Annotated in this window: 16 protein-coding genes; 1 reads left to right on the top strand and 15 read right to left on the bottom strand. The window is 60.5% G+C overall.

Annotated elements, in window-relative coordinates; translation table 11 throughout:
• Position 1: 1 nt before the first annotated feature.
• The 15 genes from K5R88_RS23660 to K5R88_RS23590 form a co-directional block, all read right to left on the bottom strand.
• Positions 2 to 958, bottom strand: a complete 957-nt coding sequence (locus K5R88_RS23660; RefSeq protein WP_223450903.1) for a glycosyltransferase family protein — start codon at positions 956 to 958, stop codon at positions 2 to 4.
• On the bottom strand, positions 955 to 2,385 hold the full coding sequence (locus tag K5R88_RS23655) for a PIG-L deacetylase family protein (protein WP_226298470.1): 1,431 nt from the start codon (positions 2,383 to 2,385) through the stop codon (positions 955 to 957). Before K5R88_RS23655 ends, K5R88_RS23660 begins: the two co-directional genes overlap by 4 nt.
• 8 nt (positions 2,386 to 2,393) lie before the next feature.
• On the bottom strand, positions 2,394 to 3,290 hold the full coding sequence (locus K5R88_RS23650; protein ID WP_223450906.1) for an antimicrobial resistance protein Mig-14: 897 nt from the start codon (positions 3,288 to 3,290) through the stop codon (positions 2,394 to 2,396).
• Complete coding sequence (locus K5R88_RS23645) at positions 3,290 to 4,420, bottom strand: glycosyltransferase (protein ID WP_226298469.1); 1,131 nt, start codon at positions 4,418 to 4,420, stop codon at positions 3,290 to 3,292. Before K5R88_RS23645 ends, K5R88_RS23650 begins: the two co-directional genes overlap by 1 nt.
• Positions 4,404 to 6,161: a carbamoyltransferase family protein gene (locus K5R88_RS23640; RefSeq protein WP_008027860.1), complete on the bottom strand. Its 1,758-nt coding sequence runs from the start codon at positions 6,159 to 6,161 to the stop codon at positions 4,404 to 4,406. The genes K5R88_RS23645 and K5R88_RS23640 overlap by 17 nt, the downstream gene beginning before the upstream one ends.
• A gap of 174 nt (positions 6,162 to 6,335) precedes the next feature.
• A complete protein-coding gene (locus tag K5R88_RS23635) occupies positions 6,336 to 6,671 on the bottom strand; it encodes a YceK/YidQ family lipoprotein (RefSeq protein WP_008027859.1) in 336 nt (111 codons plus the stop codon).
• Between the two features lie 205 nt (positions 6,672 to 6,876).
• Complete coding sequence (locus K5R88_RS23630; RefSeq protein ID WP_223450909.1) at positions 6,877 to 8,328, bottom strand: lipopolysaccharide kinase InaA family protein; 1,452 nt, start codon at positions 8,326 to 8,328, stop codon at positions 6,877 to 6,879.
• Complete coding sequence (locus K5R88_RS23625) at positions 8,328 to 9,080, bottom strand: lipopolysaccharide kinase InaA family protein (RefSeq protein ID WP_192226900.1); 753 nt, start codon at positions 9,078 to 9,080, stop codon at positions 8,328 to 8,330. The genes K5R88_RS23630 and K5R88_RS23625 overlap by 1 nt, the downstream gene beginning before the upstream one ends.
• Positions 9,077 to 9,811: a lipopolysaccharide kinase InaA family protein gene (locus K5R88_RS23620; protein WP_008027856.1), complete on the bottom strand. Its 735-nt coding sequence runs from the start codon at positions 9,809 to 9,811 to the stop codon at positions 9,077 to 9,079. The genes K5R88_RS23625 and K5R88_RS23620 overlap by 4 nt, the downstream gene beginning before the upstream one ends.
• Positions 9,811 to 10,617 carry a lipopolysaccharide core heptose(I) kinase RfaP gene (rfaP, locus tag K5R88_RS23615; protein ID WP_008040354.1) on the bottom strand — a complete coding sequence of 269 codons (807 nt, stop codon included), beginning with the start codon at positions 10,615 to 10,617 and terminating at the stop codon, positions 9,811 to 9,813. Before rfaP ends, K5R88_RS23620 begins: the two co-directional genes overlap by 1 nt.
• A complete protein-coding gene (locus K5R88_RS23610) occupies positions 10,614 to 11,738 on the bottom strand; it encodes a glycosyltransferase family 4 protein (RefSeq protein WP_223450911.1) in 1,125 nt (374 codons plus the stop codon). The genes rfaP and K5R88_RS23610 overlap by 4 nt, the downstream gene beginning before the upstream one ends.
• On the bottom strand, positions 11,738 to 12,799 hold the full coding sequence (gene waaC, locus K5R88_RS23605) for a lipopolysaccharide heptosyltransferase I (protein ID WP_008027853.1): 1,062 nt from the start codon (positions 12,797 to 12,799) through the stop codon (positions 11,738 to 11,740). The genes K5R88_RS23610 and waaC overlap by 1 nt, the downstream gene beginning before the upstream one ends.
• Before the next feature lies 1 nt (position 12,800).
• Positions 12,801 to 13,835, bottom strand: a complete 1,035-nt coding sequence (waaF, locus tag K5R88_RS23600) for a lipopolysaccharide heptosyltransferase II (protein ID WP_008040346.1) — start codon at positions 13,833 to 13,835, stop codon at positions 12,801 to 12,803.
• A gap of 282 nt (positions 13,836 to 14,117) precedes the next feature.
• Positions 14,118 to 17,057, bottom strand: a complete 2,940-nt coding sequence (glnE, locus tag K5R88_RS23595) for a bifunctional [glutamate--ammonia ligase]-adenylyl-L-tyrosine phosphorylase/[glutamate--ammonia-ligase] adenylyltransferase (RefSeq protein WP_226298468.1) — start codon at positions 17,055 to 17,057, stop codon at positions 14,118 to 14,120.
• Positions 17,054 to 17,251, bottom strand: a complete 198-nt coding sequence (locus tag K5R88_RS23590; protein WP_157214357.1) for a hypothetical protein — start codon at positions 17,249 to 17,251, stop codon at positions 17,054 to 17,056. The genes glnE and K5R88_RS23590 overlap by 4 nt, the downstream gene beginning before the upstream one ends.
• A 190-nt stretch (positions 17,252 to 17,441) precedes the next feature.
• On the opposite strand from K5R88_RS23590, the gene aceE reads away from it, so the two are divergent.
• Entirely contained in the window at positions 17,442 to 20,087 is a 2,646-nt protein-coding gene (gene aceE / locus K5R88_RS23585; protein ID WP_008027850.1) for a pyruvate dehydrogenase (acetyl-transferring), homodimeric type, read from the top strand.
• Positions 20,088 to 20,095 lie beyond the last annotated feature (8 nt).

Below are 20,095 nucleotides of genomic sequence, written 5' to 3'. Positions count from 1 at the left end.
TTCACAGCCCGAGCGTTAAGCGTATTTTTTCTTTCCAGCCCAGCGGAACGTGCTCGCGTAGCGGCGCGCGCAAGGCGTCGACAATCGCATGCCCAACGGCGCGGAAGGTGTAACGCTGCTCTACCAGAGCCTGCCCGGCCAATGAAATGGACTCGGTCAGTTGCGGGGACTCACGCAACACCGCAAGTTTTTCCCTCAGCTCCTCGCGCGTTCGATAAAGCACAATGTTGTGCATATCGACAAAGCCCAATGCGCGATTCTCTTCTTCGCCCTGATCGTAAGCAAACAACACACAACCACAGGCCATGGCCTCGAAATTCTTGATCATGTATTCGCCCATGCCGACATCGGCACTCACGAAACAACGGATCCGGCTCAACGTCTCGCAGTATTCCTCACCCGACTTGGTGCGCGTGATCAGCAGGTTTTCGACTTCGGCCACGGACTCGAGCATCGCCCTGCGTCCGGCATAGGCAACACTGTTCAGGCTGCCGACGAAACCCAGCTCGATGTCACGTTCACGCTGACGGTTCTGCAACAGCGCCTGATCGTAGCCCTTGGGCACGAAATGCGCGTCAAAGCCTTCATCGCACAGGCGCTGGCTGACCATGTAACCCGAGCTGATCACCCGCGCCCAAGGCAACTTGCGGTAATGGGCGCTGAACTTTCCGGTGTACTTGCACGGAATGTAATTCTGGTAAGCATCGTGTTCCAGAATAACCAGATTGGGCAGGGTCTGTATGAACCTCACCTGTCTGATTTCTTTTTTGAAGCGCAGGAAGAACACGATCCGGTCATAGCGGGAGACATCTACGTGCTTGCGAAAGTAGCCACGCAAGTCGTCCTGTTCCTCACTGGTCAATTCGCGCTTGTCGCAGTCGCACTGCTCGGCAATACCGTCATACAGCCGATCGAGGATCGCTCGCTGCTCTTTCTGTACCAGAAACAGAACTTTCAATTGGTCTCTCTCTTTCCCGACAGCTCATGGACCCAGAACAATTCATGGCGTCGCACCGCTTTACGGAAGAACTCGTTTTCGCCGAACGTCGGCCAGTGTCTGGCCGCCAGACAACGTTGTATCGCCCGACGGAGTACACGCTTGAGGGGAAGTCGCGGTTGAAGGTCGTGCATCATGCCCAACGACATGGCCTTGTGCCACTGCTTTTCGGCCGACAGACAAAGCGTCCAGGGACGCAACGGCTCTTCAGCACTGATCTGCGGAGGCATCGCCACACCCGCACCGGCATCGCCCATTGGCCAGCGATCGTTATCGTGCAGGTGATTGGCGTAATGCAACAAAGTCTCGGGCTGCCAGGCTGTACCGCCCAGCGCCTGCATCACCGCTTGTTGCGAGCATAGATGATCCGGGTGCGGGTCGAAGCGCGGATGCGGCAAGACAATGACCTGAGGCTGAATGCGCTCGATCAGCTCTTTCAGGTCGGCCACCAGGTTGTTCCATGACGGCACGCCATCCACATCACTGCCCAGGGCGAACGGATTGAACCGGCGAAAATAGCGGGTGTCGCCCAGTTGCGCCTCGCGCGACAGCACGGCCTCGGCCGGTGCGTTTTGCATGGCTGGCAACTGCAGACAGAAGTAGCCCAGCTGGACACAACGCTCCTGAGGTACGCCGCCCCATAATGGCACACTGATACTATCCCAGGCGCGAAGCGATCCTTTCAACCGGGACGCCTCGACGCCTTTGAGCCCCATCTGCTGGTAGTGTTTGGCCTCGATTTCACCGGCGGTCAACGTCACGATCCAGCTTTCGCTGGCACTGCTGTACAAGCCGAACGCGGCCAATTCGGCATCGTCGGCGTGGGGCGCGATCACCATCACCCGCCGATTGCTGTAATCCGGATGTTCGAACGCCCAGAGTACCGGTTCGCCGAGCAATCGACAGAAACGCCCGCGCAGACGCAGCTCGCCTTTGGACAGAACCTGCGCCTGGCCGCTGAGGTTGAGGTAACGCAGACCGTTCACACCGCGCTCAAAGACTTGCCGGTCCGGACTGTCGCCACCCGACAATTCCACTATCGGGTCGAGAAAGCGCCCCAGCCAGGTACTTTTGATCCGTAACGCCAGCACCAGGGTCGCGTCGTCCACCAGCATGACGCCATCATCCAGCCGCAAATGTTCACCGTCCAGGTGAACCTTGGGTTGCTGGGTGTAGGGAGGAAAGCTGTATTCGTAATCGTCTTTGGGCGAATAAAACAAATGGTCCGCAAACCATGCTTCGTGAGCGATCCAGCCCAGGACCGCCAGAATCAGCGGCAACCACCAGGCCACCAGCACGCCGATGGCAATCAACAGCACCAGCGCGACCAGCAGGCCGATGCGTTTCTGGCGCCGATGGCGCTTGAGCAATTGCTGTTTACGGCTCATGGATTGGCTCATACGGTGAAGACTGGCACAGGATTGCACCAGCGATCCTTGTATTCACGATCGGCGCGACCGAAGGAGAAGCGCAGGGGCTTGTCCAGCGCTCGCGCATGCTCCCAGGCACTTTGCGTATTGAGAAAGCTCAGCACGCTGCCAGGGCTGAATTCGCGGGTTTGCGGATCCACGCCACCATTGATGTACTCGACACTGATCCATTGCGGCGCTTCAACGCGGTAGACCAGTTGAATCGCGATTGGCGCGTCGTTGAGGAAAATCACCGAACCGATCAACAAATCACGCAACAACTCGATCACTTCACCCATGCGCTCGGCACCGGTGGCCGCAAAACCCCAGCGACGCTGAAACAGGTCGCAATAAATCGCGGCCAGTTCTCGGCTGGAAAACTCGCTGACCGGCCGCACCACGCCGCCCGCCTCCTCCAGCAAGCGCAATTCGCGGCGCTGGTTGTAGCGAAACTTTTTCGACAGCTCTTCCGGAGTACGGGCCATGGCCAATTGCTCAGTCTGCAACCTGATGCCGGCGAACCGGCCTTCATTCAGTGCTGACAGATAACGGGCGCGATGGCGCAGGGGCGCTTGCGTATCAGCAGCGGCCGGCAGGATGAGCTCGGCGTTGCCGAGGTCGAACAGGCCTTTTTTACCGTTGCGCTTGAGCACGTCCTTGGACAAGGCAAGGTCGCGCCCCCAGGTCGGGATGGCCGCCTGGACGTCACCGTTTTGCGCCCAGGCCAGATAGCGCACGGGAATGCCGGCCAAATGAGCCAGTCGTTCGACGACCATCGGATGCGTCGCGACGCTGCCGCCATAACGGTTCCAGGCCTCGGCGTAAGTCGAGGCATCGACCACCGCCCAGCCACGCTCGCGCCAGCCTTGTAGTCGGTTGAGCATCAGCCCCTCGGCGCCAGTTCGGTAACGTGTGGCAAACGCCAGAAAGCATCGCGTACGGCACGGTCGGAGAAGCGCTCACGCAAGCGGTCGAGCATCAGCTCGGCGCACTGGCGACGTTGTTGCTCATCCATTGCGGCCAGATGGTGCAGCCCTTGAGCCAGGTGCCCGGCATCGCCCAACGGGAACAGAATGCCAACGCCTTCCACCACTTCCTTCGCGCCGCCACACGCCGTGGCGAGCAACGGCACGCCGGCAGCCATGGCCTCCAGCAGCACCATGCCGAACGGCTCGTGATCGGAACTCAGGGCAAACACATCGAAGGCACGGAAATAACGCCGAGCCTCGGGCACCTGCCCAAGGAACAGTACGCGATCGCCAATACCCAACTCGCGGGCCTGGGCCTTGAGGTCCTGCTCCAGCCGACCGGTACCCAAAACGACCAGTTGGCTGTTAGCCGGCAAACCCGGCAGAGCCGTCGCAAAACCTTCCAGCAACGTGGCCTGATCCTTGTCCGGATGCAGCCGTCCGACGTTGCCGACAACCCAGGCATCCATCGACAACCCCAGGGTTTCCCGGGCTTCACGAACGGACACCTGGCTGTCTTGCAAGGTTTGCACATCGATGCGGTTATAGAGTGTCTGAATCCGCCCGGCCGGCCATTTCGGCAAGCAACCGCGCATGTCATCGCGCACCGCGTCGGAAACCCCGAGCAGGCTCAGTCGCTTGCGGAAAACATGGGCGAAGAGCTTGCGAGTGCCGCGCTTGTAGTCATCAAACGCATGATGCACACCGATGACCGGCAACGAAGTGCCCAGCAAGGCGATGTAGATCGGCTTGAAACGATGAGCGATGCAGAAGCTGAAGTTGCGCGAAGCGGCGATCTTGCGCAGATCGCCGATGGCACCCAGCTTCAGGCCACGAATGGCCTTGGAGCTGTATTCCATGAACAACACTTCATCGGAAGCACAGCCCGCGGCAACCTCGCTGTCTGCAACCCCGGTCAGAAACACCGTGGTCACTCGATATCCGGTCCCCGCGAACAGGCTGGCGTACTGCCGGGCGCAGTCCAGAAACGGCCCGTCATAGCCGTGACAGAACTGCAGCACATGGCGTTCAGCCGAGCGTGTCATATGCGTCCGCGCCCTCTTTGACCACCAGGATGTCTTCCATGATCAGATACTGCAGGTCGGAGCCGAAGAACATGTTCAGGGCATCCGTCGGCGAGCAGATCATCGGCTCGCCACGACGGTTGAGCGAAGTGTTCAGCGACACGCCGTTGCCGGTCAGCACTTCCAGCGCCTTCATCATGTCGTAGTAGCGCGGGTTGTATTCGCGCTTGAGCACCTGGGCCCGGGACGTGCCGTCTTCGTGGACGACTTCCGGCACGCGGGTTTTCCACTCTTCAGCCACTTCGAAGGTGAAGGTCATGAACGGCGCCGGGTGATCGATCTTGATCATCTGCGGCGCGACGGTGTCGAGCATCGACGGGCAGAAAGGCCTCCAGCGCTCGCGGAACTTGATCTGGTGGTTGATGCGATCAGCCACGCCGGTCGCGCTCGGGCAACCGATGATCGAACGACCGCCCAAGGCACGCGGACCGAACTCCATGCGACCCTGGAACCACGCGACCGGGTTGCCGTCGACCATGATTTTGGCAATGTTTTCCGGCATGTTCTCGAGCTTGCGCCATACCGGCTTGCTCGGGTGACGGGCGCATGCTGCCAGCACGTCTTCGTTGCTGTACGACGGGCCGAGGTAGACGTGTTCCATCTTCTCGACTGGCACGCCACGGGCGTGAGACACGTAAGCCGCCGCGCCGACCGCGGTGCCGGCATCGCCGGACGCAGGCTGGACGAACAGCTCTTTGACGTCGTCACGGGCGATGATTTTCTGGTTGAGCTTGACGTTCAACGCACAGCCGCCGGCGAAGGCCAGCTTGCCGGTTTCCTTGAGCACGTCGCCCAGGTAATGGTCGATCATCTGCAACGCCAGTTTCTCGAACAGCGCTTGCATGCTCGCGGCGTAGTGGATGTACGGCTCGTCGGCGATGTCGCCTTCGCGCTTGGGACCCAGCCACTCGATCAGCTTCGGCGAGAAGTAGAAACCCTTGCCCTTCTCTTTATAACGGCGCAGGCCGATGACGTTGGCGTAGTCGGTGTTGATCACCAGCTCGCCGTTCTCGAACGAGGCCAGACGCGAGAAGTCGTACTTGCTGGCGTCGCCGTACGGCGCCATGCCCATGACCTTGAACTCGCCGTCGAGCATCTCGAAACCGAGGAACTCGGTGATCGCACCGTACAGGCCGCCGAGGGAATCCGGATCGAAGAATTCCTTGATCTTGTGGATCTTGCCGTTTTCGCCGTAACCGAAGAAGGTCGTGGCGTACTCACCCTTGCCGTCGATGCCGAGGATCGCGGTTTTCTCTTTGAAACCGGAACAGTGGTAAGCGCTGGAAGCGTGAGCCAGGTGATGCTCGACGGGCTCGATCTTGATTTTCTTCGGGTCGAAGCCCAGTTGCTCCAGGCACCAGACGATCTTGTTGCGATAGCGCTTGTAGCGACGGTTGCCCATCAGGATCGCGTCGAGGGCGCGGTCCGGGGCGTACCAGTAACGCTTGGCGTAGTGCCAGCGCGCCTTGCCGAACAGGCTGATCGGTGCGAACGGAATCGCAACCACGTCAACGTCGGACGGCTTGATGCCCGCCTGCTCGAGGCAGAACTTCGCCGATTCGTATGGCATGCGGTTCTTTGCATGTTTATCGCGCACAAAGCGCTCTTCTTCAGCCGCCGCGACCAGCTTGCCGTCGATGTACAAGGCTGCGGAAGGATCATGGCTAAGGGCGCCGGACAGGCCAAGAATCGTCAATGCCACAGGGGTCTAGCCTCTTTAGTCTGCATGCAGGCGCAACGCGCCTCAAAAATTAATGTGCCCTCGCAAGGGGCGAGAGACAGCTAAAGGGCGGGATTATAGCGTAAACATGCCGGGAATGACCCTACGGTTATCAGCGGCGTAAACATGACCCAAGGCCAGGACGCACGGCCAGGATCATCCGCGACCCGGCCGCCAGTAAATCCTGAGATTGCCATCGACCCCCTGCCGGTAAATCGTGTACGGCAAGGCAACGGTGTCCAGCGCACCGGACAACGCCAGGTCCAGCAAAACCAGCGGTACAAGAAAACCCGTGGGGTCCGGCGGTGCATTCAGCACACAAAAATCGTAGGCCATCCCGCTGTAGATTCGCGGGATGGACTGGCAGTAGGTTTTTTGTTTGCGCAGGTCACGCGCCGCGTCTTCGTCATTTTGCAGGACGGTGACGGCGGTGCCGCAGCCAGATAGCGCCAGTGAGAATGTGCCGAGCAGAACAGCCGTTTTAATCGTCAAGATTTGCCCTCCATGAACGTCAGGCAAACTAGCATTGCGGCTATTCGGGGCACAGTTCATGGGGTCCGGAGAACATGTAGGACATTTCATAAGAACTTGTCCGCCAATCTCGGGTGACTGTTCCAGCCCCATCGCGAGCAAGCTTGCTCCTACAGGATCTGCAGCGGGCACAGAATGTGTGTTTGCCGCAGACCCTGCAGGAAATTCAGGCAGCGCTGGCGATTTCTTTGGGCAGCCGCTGATCGATAACCTGATACAGCGCGCTGCTCTCAGGCCAATTGCGCATGAACCGCGCCCGGTCCCGCGCATACGCCGGGGCGAAGCTGGCGAGCGAGCCGTGCTGACGCATCGCGTCCAGATCGATCAGTGCCCAGCGATCTTCCTGCCAGAACAGGTTGTGGCCCTTGAAGTCGCCATGACTGATCCGCTCGCGAATCAGCTCTGCAAACAACTGATCCAGCGCCACCAGCTCTGCCTCGGGCGCTTCACCGCTTTCAACGTACGGCGCAAACCGCTCGATGATGTCCGGCCCCGCCAAATGCTCGGTCACCAGATACGCCCGGCTGCGCAACCAGAGAAAACGTTTTTCCAGCACGGCCAGCGGTTTCGGCGTGGCAAAACCAAGGAATGCCAGCCGATTGCCTTCGCGCCATGAGTGCCAGGCACGGCTCGGGCGCCAGAAGCGCTTGAGCCAGTGGGCAAAGCCTTTGATGTTGTAGCGCTTGATTACCAGCGTCCGACCGTCCACCGCGACTTTTCCGACACTCGCCGCGCCGCCGGTCTTGTACAGATGGCCCTGATCGAGCAATGCATCGGCCTGCTCCAGCACCGGCAACATCGCTGTTTCTTCCTCGCGGCGAATCGCCCGCAACCCGAAGGCCCCGCGCTGCACACTGAACAGCGTGCATTCGCGTCCGACCTTGATCAGGAAGTCCTTGAGGCGCCAGCTGCGGACCTTGTCGATCTGTTTCTGCAACGCTTCCATGGGCAAGGCATGCTCGCCATTGCTCAGCAGGTAATAGACCAGCAATTCTTCGGTGAAAGGCTCCAGCGCCTTGGGCAACTGGGCGAAAAACACCCCGAGGTTTTCCAGGACTTTCTGCCGCGACAATGGCTGGCCGGGGGTTTCGCTACAGATCCCGGCGCCGTCGATCAGATACAGTCGACCGCCCTGGCGCAGCAGGTTGTCCAGGTGCAGGTCTTCCTGCCACAGCCCTTTGCGGTGCATCTGGCCGATCGCGCCCAACGCCTCGGCCAACACGGCCCCTTGCCCATCCGCGAGCACCGGCAAGTGCTCGACCTGTTTCCAGGTATCCCCCAGGCTCTCGGCGCCTTCAAGGAAATCGAACAGCAGCCAGCCGCCCTCGCCGTCCTTCAAGCCGTCGGCCAGCAGCTGCGGCGTGGTCAGACCTTGAGCGGCGAGCAAGCGAACACCGTCCAGTTCTCGCTGAAAATGCCGGGCCGCCTTGGTGCCGACCAACAACTTGGCCAGCACCGGACGACCACGCCAGACACCGGCGCCGACATAACGCTGGCCCGGCAACACCCGCAACAGACTCAACAATTGCAACTCGGCAGGACCGGCGGCATCGGCCAGTGAAACGCTCAGCGGCAGAGCCGGGCTACGGCCGGTGTTTTTCAGTTCGGACAAACGCATCAGCGCGCCTCCTTGTGGCTGCGCCGCGCGGTCAGTCGCGCCAGCCAGCTGTCGATCAGCGAACTGTCCTGCGATTGATCCAGGTAAGCGGCCAGCAATTCACGTACCTGCGCATCGCTCCACTCGGGCGCCCGCCGCGTCAACGGTTCCAGATCCTTGACCCGGTCACGTCGGCCCCACAGCAGCGGCCGGGTTTTCTCCAGGTCGATCAATTGAGCCTGGTAACCGTCGCCCGTGGCCCGCAGAAAAATGTGTTTGGGATAGAAGCAGCCATGAACCTGACGCGCCGCGTGCAGGCGCCGAGCCAGCTCGCCACACGCCTGCAAAATCGCCGAGTGCTGCGCACCACTTAACTCCGACCAGCGCTGCAACAGCGAATCCAGGTCATCCCAACCGTCCAGCGCACGGGTCAGCAGAATCGCCCGGACTTCGCCATCGACTTTGCGCTCACCGAAGAACGCCGCTTTCAGCGCCGGAATGCCAAGTTTTTCATAACGACTGATGTTGCGAAATTCCCGGGCAAAACTGGGTTCGCCAAACGGCGCATGCAACGTGCGCATCTGGTAGTTGCTTTGCCGTTTGAGGTAGAAGCCGTGACCTTCAAGATCCAGCCGAAACACGCTGCTCCAGCCACCGCGCACGGTGTTGGGCTCATCCACGGCATCAAGCTGCCTGGCCCAAAGCGCATCGAAGTTGCCGAGGCCGTGGCGCTCCAGTAGCGCACGGTCTTCAGCAGCCAGAAAATCAGTCATTCGCGTCCCTCGAAAAATCTAACCACGTGCCGGATCCGTTTTTTGTCGGCGGCATTGAGTCGTGTCCGTTGGCTGTATTGCAGGTAAAAGCGCAGGCGTTGAGTCGCCGACAGCTGATACTTGGCGACCTTGTCCAGGCACGCCAGATCCTTGGTGATACGGTACTTGAGCCAGAAGCCGCGCCAGAAATTACCGTTGGGGCAATCGATCAGGAACAGCCGGGCCTGGTCGTCGATCAACAGGTTGCGCCACTTCAGATCGTTATGGGTGAAGCGGTGGTCGTGCATGGTCCGGGTATAACCGGCCAATTGCCGACTGACATGATCGACCCAGGCGCGGTCCGCCAGTTTTGGATCATGCCGTTCAGCCAGGATGGACAGGTCTACGGTATGCGGCAGTTCAAGGGTAATCATCGCCCCGCGAGCGTACGCCGCACCGCGCCGCTCCAGCCCCCAGGCCACCACTTCAGCAGTGGGAATGCCCCATTTGGCAAAGCGCTTGAGGTTCTGCCACTCCATTTTCACCCGCGGCTTGCCCAGATAACGGCGCAAGCCCTTGCCCGCGCCGACGTAACGTTTGACGTAATAGTTGACGCCATTGCGATTGACGCGGATGACTTCGGACAACGGATCGTGAGTCAGTCGCTCGCCCTTAAGCGCAAACACCGCTTCAAGGCTGCCGAAATCTTCTGCCAGCTCGCTATAAGCAGGTTCCAGTTTCCAGCCCGACATCAGAGCGCATCCCCGTATCGCTGTTTACGGTCGTAGAGTTTGTTGGCCTTGCCTTCCAGCCAGGCGAGCAGCCCCGCTTCTTCCGACAGAACCTGGCGCAGCGGTTGCTGGAAGTAGCCCTTGAGGAAACGCAATTTGTCGCGCTGGGTCAAGCCGATGTCCAGGGCCGAGAAGTACAGCGCCGCCAGATCCTTGTTACGCCAGCGCTGGGTAATCGTCGGGCGGGTCTGGGCGCGGTGCAGGTCGATCACCGAAAGTTTGAAATCGTCGGCGGTCACCGGTTTATCGGTGTGCAACAGGAAGTGGCAGATGTAGCAGTCGCGATGGTTGACCCCGGCACGGTGCATCATGCCGGTCATGCGCGCGACTTCGGCGATCAGCGCGCGCTTGAGTTTGGGCTCCGGCGGTTGCTTGACCCAGTCGATACTGAAATCTTCGAGGCTGACGGTCGGCGCCAGCTCTTCGGTAACGATGAACGAATGCTGGTCCGCCGGGTTGCTGCCCTTTTCACCGTAGGCGACAGCTGTCATGGTCGGCACACCGACTTCCTGCAGGCGCTGAATGGCTTTCCACTCCTGGCCCGCACCGAGCACCGGCAGTTTGGCGGTCAGCAGGTTCTTGAAGATCTCGCCCCAGCCAATGCCACGGTGGATCTTCACGAAAAAACCATGGCCGTTCACTTCGGTGCGCAAGGTCCGGCGCGCTTCCAGCTCGCGATAAACCTCGCCCTGCAAGCCTTCGACTTCGGCGAACGGGTCGCGCCCGGCCCAAAGGCTCTTGAACGGTTCAGCCAGCATCAACTTCATTTAGCGTGCTCCGCCAGAATCACATCGGCCGCGTGTTGCGGCATGCTGTAGAGGTCGGCCGTCTCGGCGAAAGCCAGACCATTGCGGCTCCAGGCCGCCCGTGCTTGAGCGTCGTTCAACATGCGGGTCAGGTATTGCGTCAGTTGCGCCTGATCGAAGGGTTCATCCAGCACCAGGCCGGCGTCGGCCTCGGCGATGTAATGGGCGTAACCGCACACGGCGCTGACCAGTACCGGCAACCCGGCCACCAGGGCTTCGAGCAACACGGTCCCGGTGTTTTCGTTGTACGCCGGGTGGATCAACAGGTCAGCACCCAGCAGAAAACGCGGGATATCACTACGACCCTTGAGGAACGTCACGTTGTCGCCGAGCCCCAAGGTGGCGCTCTGCACCTGGAATAACTTGGGGTCATCCTGGCCAATTACAAACAGCCGGGTGCGTTTCTTCAGGTCAGCGGGCAATGCGGCCAGCGCCTTGAGGCTGCGATCCACGCCCTTGGTCTTGAACCCGGAGCCGATCTGCACCAGCAACAACTCGTCGTCCTGCAGGTTGAATTCACGACGGAACCCGGCACGAATCTCAGCCGCATTCGGTGGCGCACGACGGTCCTGAGAAATGCCCGGCGGCAACAAATGGAAGCGTTCCAGCGGCGTGTCGTAATGTTTGATGAACAGTGGTTGCTGGACTTCGGAGATCATCAGTACTTCAGTCTTGGCGTCCTTGGCGAACACCGCGCGCTCGTACTCGGCGAAGTGCCGGTAGCGGCCCCAACGACGGTACAGCGAGTTGCGCAGGTTCTGCGCCTTGTCTTCGAAGCAGCCGTCGGCGGCGTAGTAGACGTCCAGGCCTGGCATTTTGTTGAAACCGATCAGACGGTCCACCGGACGCTTGGCCAGATCGGCCTCCATCCACTCGCTGAGTTTCTCGTTGCGACGATGATTGAAGAACGCCTTGACCGGCGCCACCAGCACTTCGAAACCCGGCGGGATGTCGCCTTCCCAGATCAGCGTGTAGACACGAATCTGATGACCGCGCTGCTGACATTCCAGGGCAATGCGCATGAAATCGCGCTGCAAGCCCCCGAACGGAAAGTACTTGTACAAGACGAATGCCAATTGCATCAGCGCAGCTCCTCAGCCAGTAACAACGTGCTCAGTCGGGTCGCGACACGCTCGGGATTCAAACGCGTGAAGCACAGCGGCGACTCGCGTTTCAGGTCAAACCGGCGGGCATCTTCGGCCGTCGGTTGATAGGTGCATTTCTTTTGCAGGCAGGGTGCGCAGGGGAAATCACTGGCCATGTGAATCTGTGCCTTGCCATACGCGCCGGTCAGGCCAGGGTTGGTCGGACCGAACAGCGACAGCGTTGGCACATCGAGTGCGGCCGCGAGGTGACCGAGACCGGTGTCCACCGCCACGCACGCTTGCGCACCGGCCAGCACTTTGCCGATGCCCGCCAGGTTCAACTTGGGCAGTACTTCGACGTGGCGCATGTCTTTGGCGATGCGTTCAGCCCGGGCCTTCTCGGCCGGATTGCCCCACGCCAGCTTCACGCCGACGCCCAGATAGCCAACGCGCTCGGCCAGTTCGCGCCAATAGGCTTCAGGCCAGTGCTTGGTGTCCCAGGTGGTGCCGTGCAGGAACAGCACGTAAGGATTCTTGCGCGGCAATTCCACCAAGCGCTCGACGTTCAGACCGTAATCGCCCAGACCTTTTGGCAAGTCGTAACCCAGGGCGATGGCGAACAGCTGACGCACTCGCTCCACCGCGTGTTGACCACGGGCCACCGCCAGGCGTCGGTCATAAAAACGCGCAGCAATCGGCTCGCGCGCCGATCCTTTATCCAGGCCCGCCACCGGCGCCTTGACGTAGCGGGTCAGCAACGCGCTTTTCAACAGGCCTTGCGCGTCAATCACCAGATCATATTTCGTGGCGCGAACGCTTTGCTTGAAGCGCTTCCACTCGCCACTCTTGATGGTTTGCCAGATGTTCTTGCGCCAGCGACGGATCGCCACCGGAATCACCTTGCCCACGGCCGGGTGCCAGGTCGGGATCTCGGCGAAACCTTCTTCCACCACCCAGTCGAACGTGATGCCGGGAATCGCCCGGGATGCGTCGGTCAACGCCGGCAACGCATGAATCACGTCGCCCAGCGAAGAAGTCTTGATCAGCAGAACCCGCAAACTATTTGACCTCGACCACAGTGCCCTGCAACCGCTGCAAGGCTTCGTTCACCGCTTGCGGCATCAGCTGGCGCAGGCAGTTGTAATGACCAAAGCGGCACGTGCGATCAAAGCACGGGCTGCATTCGATGCCCAGGCGCACGATCTCGACATGTTCGGCCAGCGGTGGCGTGAAGCCCGGCGACGTCGAACCGTACACCGCCACCAACGGGCGGTTCAGTGCCGCCGCGACGTGCATCAGGCCGGAATCGTTGGACACCACCGAGTCCGCGCAGGACATCAGGTCGATAGCCTCGGCCAGGGACGTACCGCCGCTGAGGTTCACCGACTCTTCACGCAGGCCGGGAATCAGCCGCGCGCGAATGTCTTCGCCCACGGCGTGATCGTTTTTCGAACCGAACAGCCAGACTTGCCAGCCTTCGCGAATCTTCGCTTCGGCGACCTGGGCGTAATGCTCGGACGGCCAGCGCTTGGACTCGCCAAACTCGGCACCAGGGCATAGCGCCAACACCGGACGGTCGAGGCTCAAGCCGAATTTGGCCAGCGCCGCTTCACGGGTGACCGGATCGATCTGCAAGCTCGGGCGCGGATACGGTTTCGGCAGATCAAGGCCGGGCTCGTACGCCAGCGCCATGAAGCGCTCGATCATCAGCGGGTAACGTTCTTTGTCCAGCGTGCGCACGTCATTGAGCAGGCCGTAGCGGAACTCGCCACGCCAGCCGGTGCGTTTCGGGATACCGGCGAAGAACGGCACCAGCGCCGACTTCAGGGAGTTGGGCAGCAGGATCGCCTGGTCGTACTGGCCGGCCAGGGATTTGCCGATGCGCCGACGCGTCGCCAGTTCCAGCGCGCCGTGGCCGAGCGGAAAGCTCAAGGCCTGGCGAACTTCGGGCATGCGCTCAAGAATCGGCCGGCTCCACTCGGGGGCCAGCACGTCGATTTCGCATTGCGGGTGGCGTTGCTTGAGACACTGAAACAGTGTCTGCGCCATCACCATGTCACCGACCCAACTGGGCCCAACGATCAGAATTTTCATGTGGTTTCCAAAAACGAACCGGGGAGGCATACGCCTCCCCGCCTCGAGAATTCTACAAAACACTGCAGATCTACTGTGGGAGTTTGCTCCCACATTGGGTATTGGTGCACATCCAGTGCGGTGCAGCTTAGCTGCCTCAATTTACAAAACAACGCAGATCTACTGTAGGAGCAAGCTTGCTCGCGATGAGGCCATCACATCCAGCATTGGTGGTGACTGACACTCCGCCATCGCGAGCAAGCTTGCTCCTACAGGGGTATTCGGTGCTGCCACTGTCCGGTTTCAGCTTAGTCCCAGCTCGCGCCAGATCCGCAACACCTGCCGCCGCTCGTCCGCGAACTGGTCGCCCGGTATCACCCCGGCGTCCTTCTGCAAGGCCTGCCGGTGCGCGGCGGAGCGGTAGGCTTTATAGGCCTCGCGCAACAGGCTGGCGTCTTCGGCGGGCATCAGCCCTTCGTGTTCCAGCTCTTCCAGAATGCGGATATTGTCGGTCCAGCGCAGCAATGGCGGGTGTGTTTCGGACCACGCCAGAGCCGCGTATTGCACCATAAATTCAATATCGACGATACCTCCCGCGTCCTGCTTGAGATCGAACGGCGCCGTGGCTTCGAAGGCATTCGCCCCGGTGCCGGCCGCGGTGCTCTTGCTGCCAAGGTTATCGCGCATCTTCGCGCGCATCTCGCTGACCTCCTGACGCAAGGTCGGTAAATCCCGAACTTTGCCCAATATCGCCGCACGAACCTTCTCGAACGCCTGGCCGACATCCTGACTGCCCACCAGCACCCGCGCCCGTACCAGCGCCTGATGTTCCCAGGTCCAGGCTTCGTTTTCCTGATAACGGGCAAACGCCCCGAGCGAACTCACCAGCAGGCCCGAAGCACCGGATGGTCGCAGGCGCATGTCCACCTCATACAGCTGACCGGAGTTGGTCTGGGCGGTGAGCAAGTGAATGATCCGCTGCCCCAGCCGGGTGAAAAATTGCGCGCCGTCGATCGGTTTCGGCCCGTCGGTTTCTGCCTGCGGATCGCCATCATGAATGAACACCAGGTCCAGGTCCGAACCATGCCCGAGTTCCAGCCCGCCGACTTTCCCGTAACCGACAATGATGAAGCCGGGATCGCACAAGGTGCCATCGGTGCGCTGCGGCGTGCCGTACTTGGCCACGGTCTGGCGCCAGGCCAGGGCCAGCACTTGTTCGAGGATCGCTTCAGCGAGCCAGGTCAGGTAATCGCTGACTTTCATCAGCGGCAGGCTGCCGGCGATTTCCGACGCGGCGACGCGCAAACGGTGCGCCAGTTTGAAATGGCGCAGGGCTTCCATTTGTTGTTCGAGGTCATCCTCGGGGATTCGTGTCAGGCGTTCGCGCAACTCGGCGGCCAGTTCCGGCGCCAAGGGCGGTTTGAACAACCGGCCTTCGTTGAGCAATTCGTCGAGCAGCAGCGGGAAGCGCGTGATCTGTTCAGCGATCCACGGGCTCGCGGCGCACAAGGTCAGCAAACGTCGCAGCGCGCCGGGGTTTTCAGTCAGCAGCACCAGGTACGCGGAGCGTCGGGCCACCGCTTCGACCAGTGGCAGCACACGCTCCAGCACCAGATCCGGGTTGGCGTGCTCGACCGCCTGAGCCAGCAACCGTGGAATGAACGCATCAAGGCGTTCGCGACCCAGACGCTGCATCGCGCGCAATTGCGGGCTGCTGCGCAGGCTGGCCAAGGCCTTCAGCGCTTTGGTGGCATCGACGAAACCGCCCTCCTCCAATTGGCGACAAGCGGCCTCTTCGTCCTGCGCCTCCTCCCACAATGGTAGCCATTCACCGCCGACCACCACTTCGCTTTCGGTGCCTTCCTCTTCATCAGGGTCGGCGATCACCTGGCCAAAGTGCCAGGCCACGCGACCGCGCCAATACATCAGCTGCTCATGGAAGGCGTCCCAATCGGCGAAGCCCAACATAAAGGCAATGCGCGCCTGGTCCTGCGCCCCGTCCGGCAACATCTGCGTCTGGCGGTCGGCAATCGCCTGGATCGCGTGCTCGGTGTAACGCAGGAATTCGTAGCCTTCGCGCAGCTCGCTGACCACCGCCGGCGGCAAGTAACCCTGACCTTCCAGCGTGCTCAGTACTTTTAATAGAGGACGTTGTTGCAGGCTCAGGTCGCGGCCACCGTGGATCAGCTGGAACGCCTGGGCGATAAACTCGACTTCGCGGATGCCGCCGGAGCCGAGCTTGATATTGTCGGCCATGCCTTTGCGCCGGACTTCCTGCTGAATCAGCTGCTTCATCGTGCGCAGCGCTTCGATGGCGGAGAAGTCCAGGTAACGCCGGTAAACGAAGGGGCGCAGCATGTCTTGCAGCTGCGCGCCGGCCACTTGGTCGCCGGCCACCACCCGCGACTTGATCATCGCGTAGCGTTCCCAGTCTCGGCCCTGATCCTGGTAATACTGCTCCAGCGCGTTGAAGCTCAACACCAGCGCACCCGACGAACCGTAAGGGCGCAGGCGCATGTCGACGCGGAACACAAAGCCGTCGACGGTCATCGGGTCCAGCGCCTTGATCACGCGCTGACCGAGGCGGATGAAGAATTCCTGATTATCCAGCGAGCGTTTCACGCCGACGGTTTCGCCGCCTTCGGGGTAGGCGAAGATCAGGTCGATGTCCGACGACAGGTTCAACTCGACCGCGCCAAGCTTGCCCATGCCGAGAATGACCATCTGCTGCGGCTCGCCACTGCGTCGGCCGGTGGGCACGCCAAACTGCTGGCAATGCCGCGAGTACAACCACTGATAGGCCTGATCGATGCTCGCATCGGCCATGTCCGAGAGGTCGCGGCAGGTCTGGACCAGATCGGCCTGACGGGTCAGGTCGCGCCAGATGATCCGCACTTGATGACGGGTGCGCTGGCGACGCAGGGCACGACCGAGCTCGTCTTCGGTTTCAGCCGCGTTCACCGCTGCCGCAATCTGCGCGCACAGTTCGCCGGGAGCAAAGCCACGGTCCAGCTCACCGGACTGCACCAGCGCCAGCAACATCAAAGGGTCACGTACGCTCTGTTCAATCACGAAGTCGCTGGCGGCGGTGACGCGGGCGAATTGCGCCCAGCGCTCAGGCGTCCAGGCGGACAGGCCATGATCATCATCAAGAGCCTCGACGGCCGCACGGAACGACTGCTCGGCGCGGGTGACAAACGGCAGGAGAATGCCGGGCAGTTCAGCAAGCGTAGGGAGGCTCATGGTCTATCCTTGATCGGCGTGTAGGAGGCTGCATGTAGTGAATTTTCAAATTGCACTACCTGATCGACTGTCGAACAAAGGTTAGAAATAGCTGAAATTTCTTTATTTTTGGCAGGCAGCATCAAGCTTTCACCTTTTTCGGTTGGCAAAAGACCAACCTTAACGATTATTCTCACAACGTAGCCGGAGGCCACAAGCCGCTCATCTGTAGTTTTACTACTCGTATATACATTCGAATAGCTGAAATGCCCGATGATTTGTAGTAAAACTACACGCCGCCGAATCCTACCTCTCGGCAATCCAAGAATTTATATCGTCTGCCCACAAGGCCAGTCGCAAACTCAGGCAACCGATTCTGGAAGCCTTTCCGCCCTGGAGCAAGCCATGCAAGACCTCGATCCCGTCGAAACCCAGGAATGGCTGGACGCCCTGGAATCGGTTCTCGACAAAGAAGGCGAAGACCGTGCTCACTATCTGATGACCCGTATGGGCGAACTCGCAACCCGCAGCGGTTCGCAATTGCCTTACGCCATCACCACGCCATACCGCAACACCATTCCCGTTACCCACGAAGCACGCATGCCTGGCGACCTGTTCATGGAACGCCGCATTCGCTCGCTGGTACGCTGGAACGCGATGGCCATGGTGATGCGCACGAACCTGAAAGATTCTGACCTGGGCGGTCACATCTCCAGCTTCGCTTCCAGCGCAACCCTGTACGACATCGGCTTCAACTATTTCTTCCAGGCCCCGACCGACGAACACGGCGGCGACCTGATCTACTTCCAGGGCCACACCTCGCCAGGCGTTTACGCCCGTGCGTTCATGGAAGGCCGCATCACCGAAGACCAGATGAACAACTTCCGCCAGGAAGTGGACGGTCAGGGCCTGTCGTCCTACCCGCACCCTTGGCTGATGCCTGATTTCTGGCAGTTCCCGACTGTATCCATGGGTCTGGGCCCGATCCAGGCGATCTACCAGGCGCGCTTCATGAAGTACCTGGAAGCCCGTGGCTTCATTCCGGAAGGCAAGCAGAAAGTCTGGTGCTTCCTGGGCGACGGCGAGTGCGACGAGCCGGAATCCCTGGGCGCGATCTCGCTGGCTGGCCGCGAGAAGCTCGACAACCTGATCTTCGTCATCAACTGCAACCTGCAGCGCCTCGACGGCCCGGTTCGCGGCAACGGCAAGATCATCCAGGAACTCGAAGGTGTGTTCCGCGGTGCTCAGTGGAATGTGACCAAAGTCATCTGGGGCCGTTTCTGGGACCCACTGCTGGCCAAAGACGTCGACGGTATCCTGCAACGTCGCATGGACGAAGTCATCGACGGCGAGTACCAGAACTACAAAGCCAAAGACGGCGCGTTCGTGCGTGAACACTTCTTCAACACGCCAGAACTCAAGGCGATGGTTGCAGACCTGTCCGACGACGAGATCTGGAAACTCAACCGTGGCGGCCACGACCCGTACAAGGTCTACGCGGCGTACCACGAAGCGGTCAACCACAAAGAACAACCGACCGTCATCCTGGCCAAGACCATCAAAGGTTATGGCACCGGTGCCGGCGAAGCGAAAAACACTGCGCACAACACCAAGAAAGTCGACGTCGACAGCCTGAAGTTGTTCCGTGATCGTTTCGACATCCCGGTCAAAGACGACGAGCTGGAAAACCTGCCGTTCTTCAAGCCAGAGCCAAACAGCGCCGAAGCCCGCTACCTGAGCGAGCGCCGTACTGCACTGGGCGGCTTCGTGCCACAGCGCCGCGCGCAGAGCTTCAGCGTACCGACGCCATCGCTGGATACGCTCAAGGCGATCCTCGACGGCTCGGGCGACCGTGAAATTTCCACCACCATGGCCTTCGTGCGGATCCTCGCGCAGCTGGTCAAGGACAAGGAAATCGGCCCGCGCATCGTTCCGATCATCCCGGACGAAGCCCGTACCTTCGGTATGGAAGGCATGTTCCGTCAGTTGGGCATCTACTCCTCCGTCGGCCAGCTCTACGAGCCAGTCGATAAAGACCAGGTGATGTTCTACAAGGAAGACAAAAAGGGCCAGATCCTCGAAGAAGGCATCAACGAAGCGGGCGCCATGAGCTCCTTCATCGCTGCCGGTACTTCGTACTCCAGCCACAACCAGCCAATGCTGCCGTTCTACATCTTCTACTCGATGTTCGGCTTCCAGCGTATCGGCGACCTGGCCTGGGCTGCCGGCGACAGCCGTACCCGTGGCTTCCTGATCGGCGGCACCGCCGGCCGGACCACGCTGAACGGCGAAGGCCTGCAACACGAAGACGGTCACAGCCACATCCTGGCTGCCACCATCCCGAACTGCCGCACCTATGATCCAACCTACGGCTACGAGCTGGCGGTGATCATTCAGGACGGCATGAAGAAGATGACCGAAGAGCAGCAGGACGTTTTCTACTACATCACCGTGATGAACGAGTCCTACCAGCAGCCAGCCATGCCGGCCGGTGTCGAGGAAGGCATCATCAAGGGCATGTACCTGCTCGAAGAAGACACCCGCGAAGCGGCGCACCACGTTCAGCTGATGGGCTCCGGCACCATCCTGCGTGAAGTCCGTGAAGCGGCGAAGATCCTGCGTGAGCAGTTCAACGTTGGCGCCGACGTGTGGAGCGTTACCAGCTTCAACGAACTGCGTCGCGATGGCCTGGCCGTCGAGCGCACCAACCGTCTGCACCCTGGCCAGAAGCCTAAACTGAGCTACGTCGAAGAGTGCCTGAACGGCCGTCAAGGTCCGGTCATCGCGTCTACCGACTACATGAAGCTGTTCGCTGAGCAAATTCGTCAGTGGGTCCCGTCCAAGGAATTCAAAGTCCTGGGCACCGACGGTTTCGGCCGCAGTGACAGCCGCAAAAAGCTGCGTCACTTCTTCGAAGTCGATCGTCATTTCGTGGTGTTGGCAGCCCTGGAAGCATTGGCTGACCGTGGTGACATCGAACCTAAAGTGGTGGCTGAAGCCATCGCCAAGTTCGGTATCAACCCGGAAAAACGCAACCCACTGGACTGCTGAGGAGAGAT

The sequence above is a fragment of the Pseudomonas sp. MM213 genome (assembly GCF_020423045.1).
GTDB lineage: Bacteria > Pseudomonadota > Gammaproteobacteria > Pseudomonadales > Pseudomonadaceae > Aquipseudomonas > Aquipseudomonas migulae.
Note: the sequence above shows the minus strand (reverse complement) of the source record. Positions and strands in the feature narration are given on the sequence as shown.

Bases quoted from the DNA above. Each gene is read 5' to 3' on its own strand.
- K5R88_RS23655 (WP_226298470.1), bottom strand. From the start codon at position 2,385: ATGAGCCGTAAACAGCAATTGCTCAAGCGCCATCGGCGCCAGAAACGC.
- K5R88_RS23650 (WP_223450906.1), bottom strand. From the start codon at position 3,290: ATGCTCAACCGACTACAAGGCTGGCGCGAGCGTGGCTGGGCGGTGGTC.
- K5R88_RS23645 (WP_226298469.1), bottom strand. From the start codon at position 4,420: ATGACACGCTCGGCTGAACGCCATGTGCTGCAGTTCTGTCACGGCTAT.
- K5R88_RS23630 (WP_223450909.1), bottom strand. From the start codon at position 8,328: ATGCGTTTGTCCGAACTGAAAAACACCGGCCGTAGCCCGGCTCTGCCG.
- K5R88_RS23625 (WP_192226900.1), bottom strand. From the start codon at position 9,080: ATGACTGATTTTCTGGCTGCTGAAGACCGTGCGCTACTGGAGCGCCAC.
- K5R88_RS23620 (WP_008027856.1), bottom strand. From the start codon at position 9,811: ATGTCGGGCTGGAAACTGGAACCTGCTTATAGCGAGCTGGCAGAAGAT.
- rfaP (WP_008040354.1), bottom strand. From the start codon at position 10,617: ATGAAGTTGATGCTGGCTGAACCGTTCAAGAGCCTTTGGGCCGGGCGC.
- K5R88_RS23610 (WP_223450911.1), bottom strand. From the start codon at position 11,738: ATGCAATTGGCATTCGTCTTGTACAAGTACTTTCCGTTCGGGGGCTTG.
- waaF (WP_008040346.1), bottom strand. From the start codon at position 13,835: ATGAAAATTCTGATCGTTGGGCCCAGTTGGGTCGGTGACATGGTGATG.
- glnE (WP_226298468.1), bottom strand. From the start codon at position 17,057: ATGAGCCTCCCTACGCTTGCTGAACTGCCCGGCATTCTCCTGCCGTTT.
- aceE (WP_008027850.1), top strand. From the start codon at position 17,442: ATGCAAGACCTCGATCCCGTCGAAACCCAGGAATGGCTGGACGCCCTG.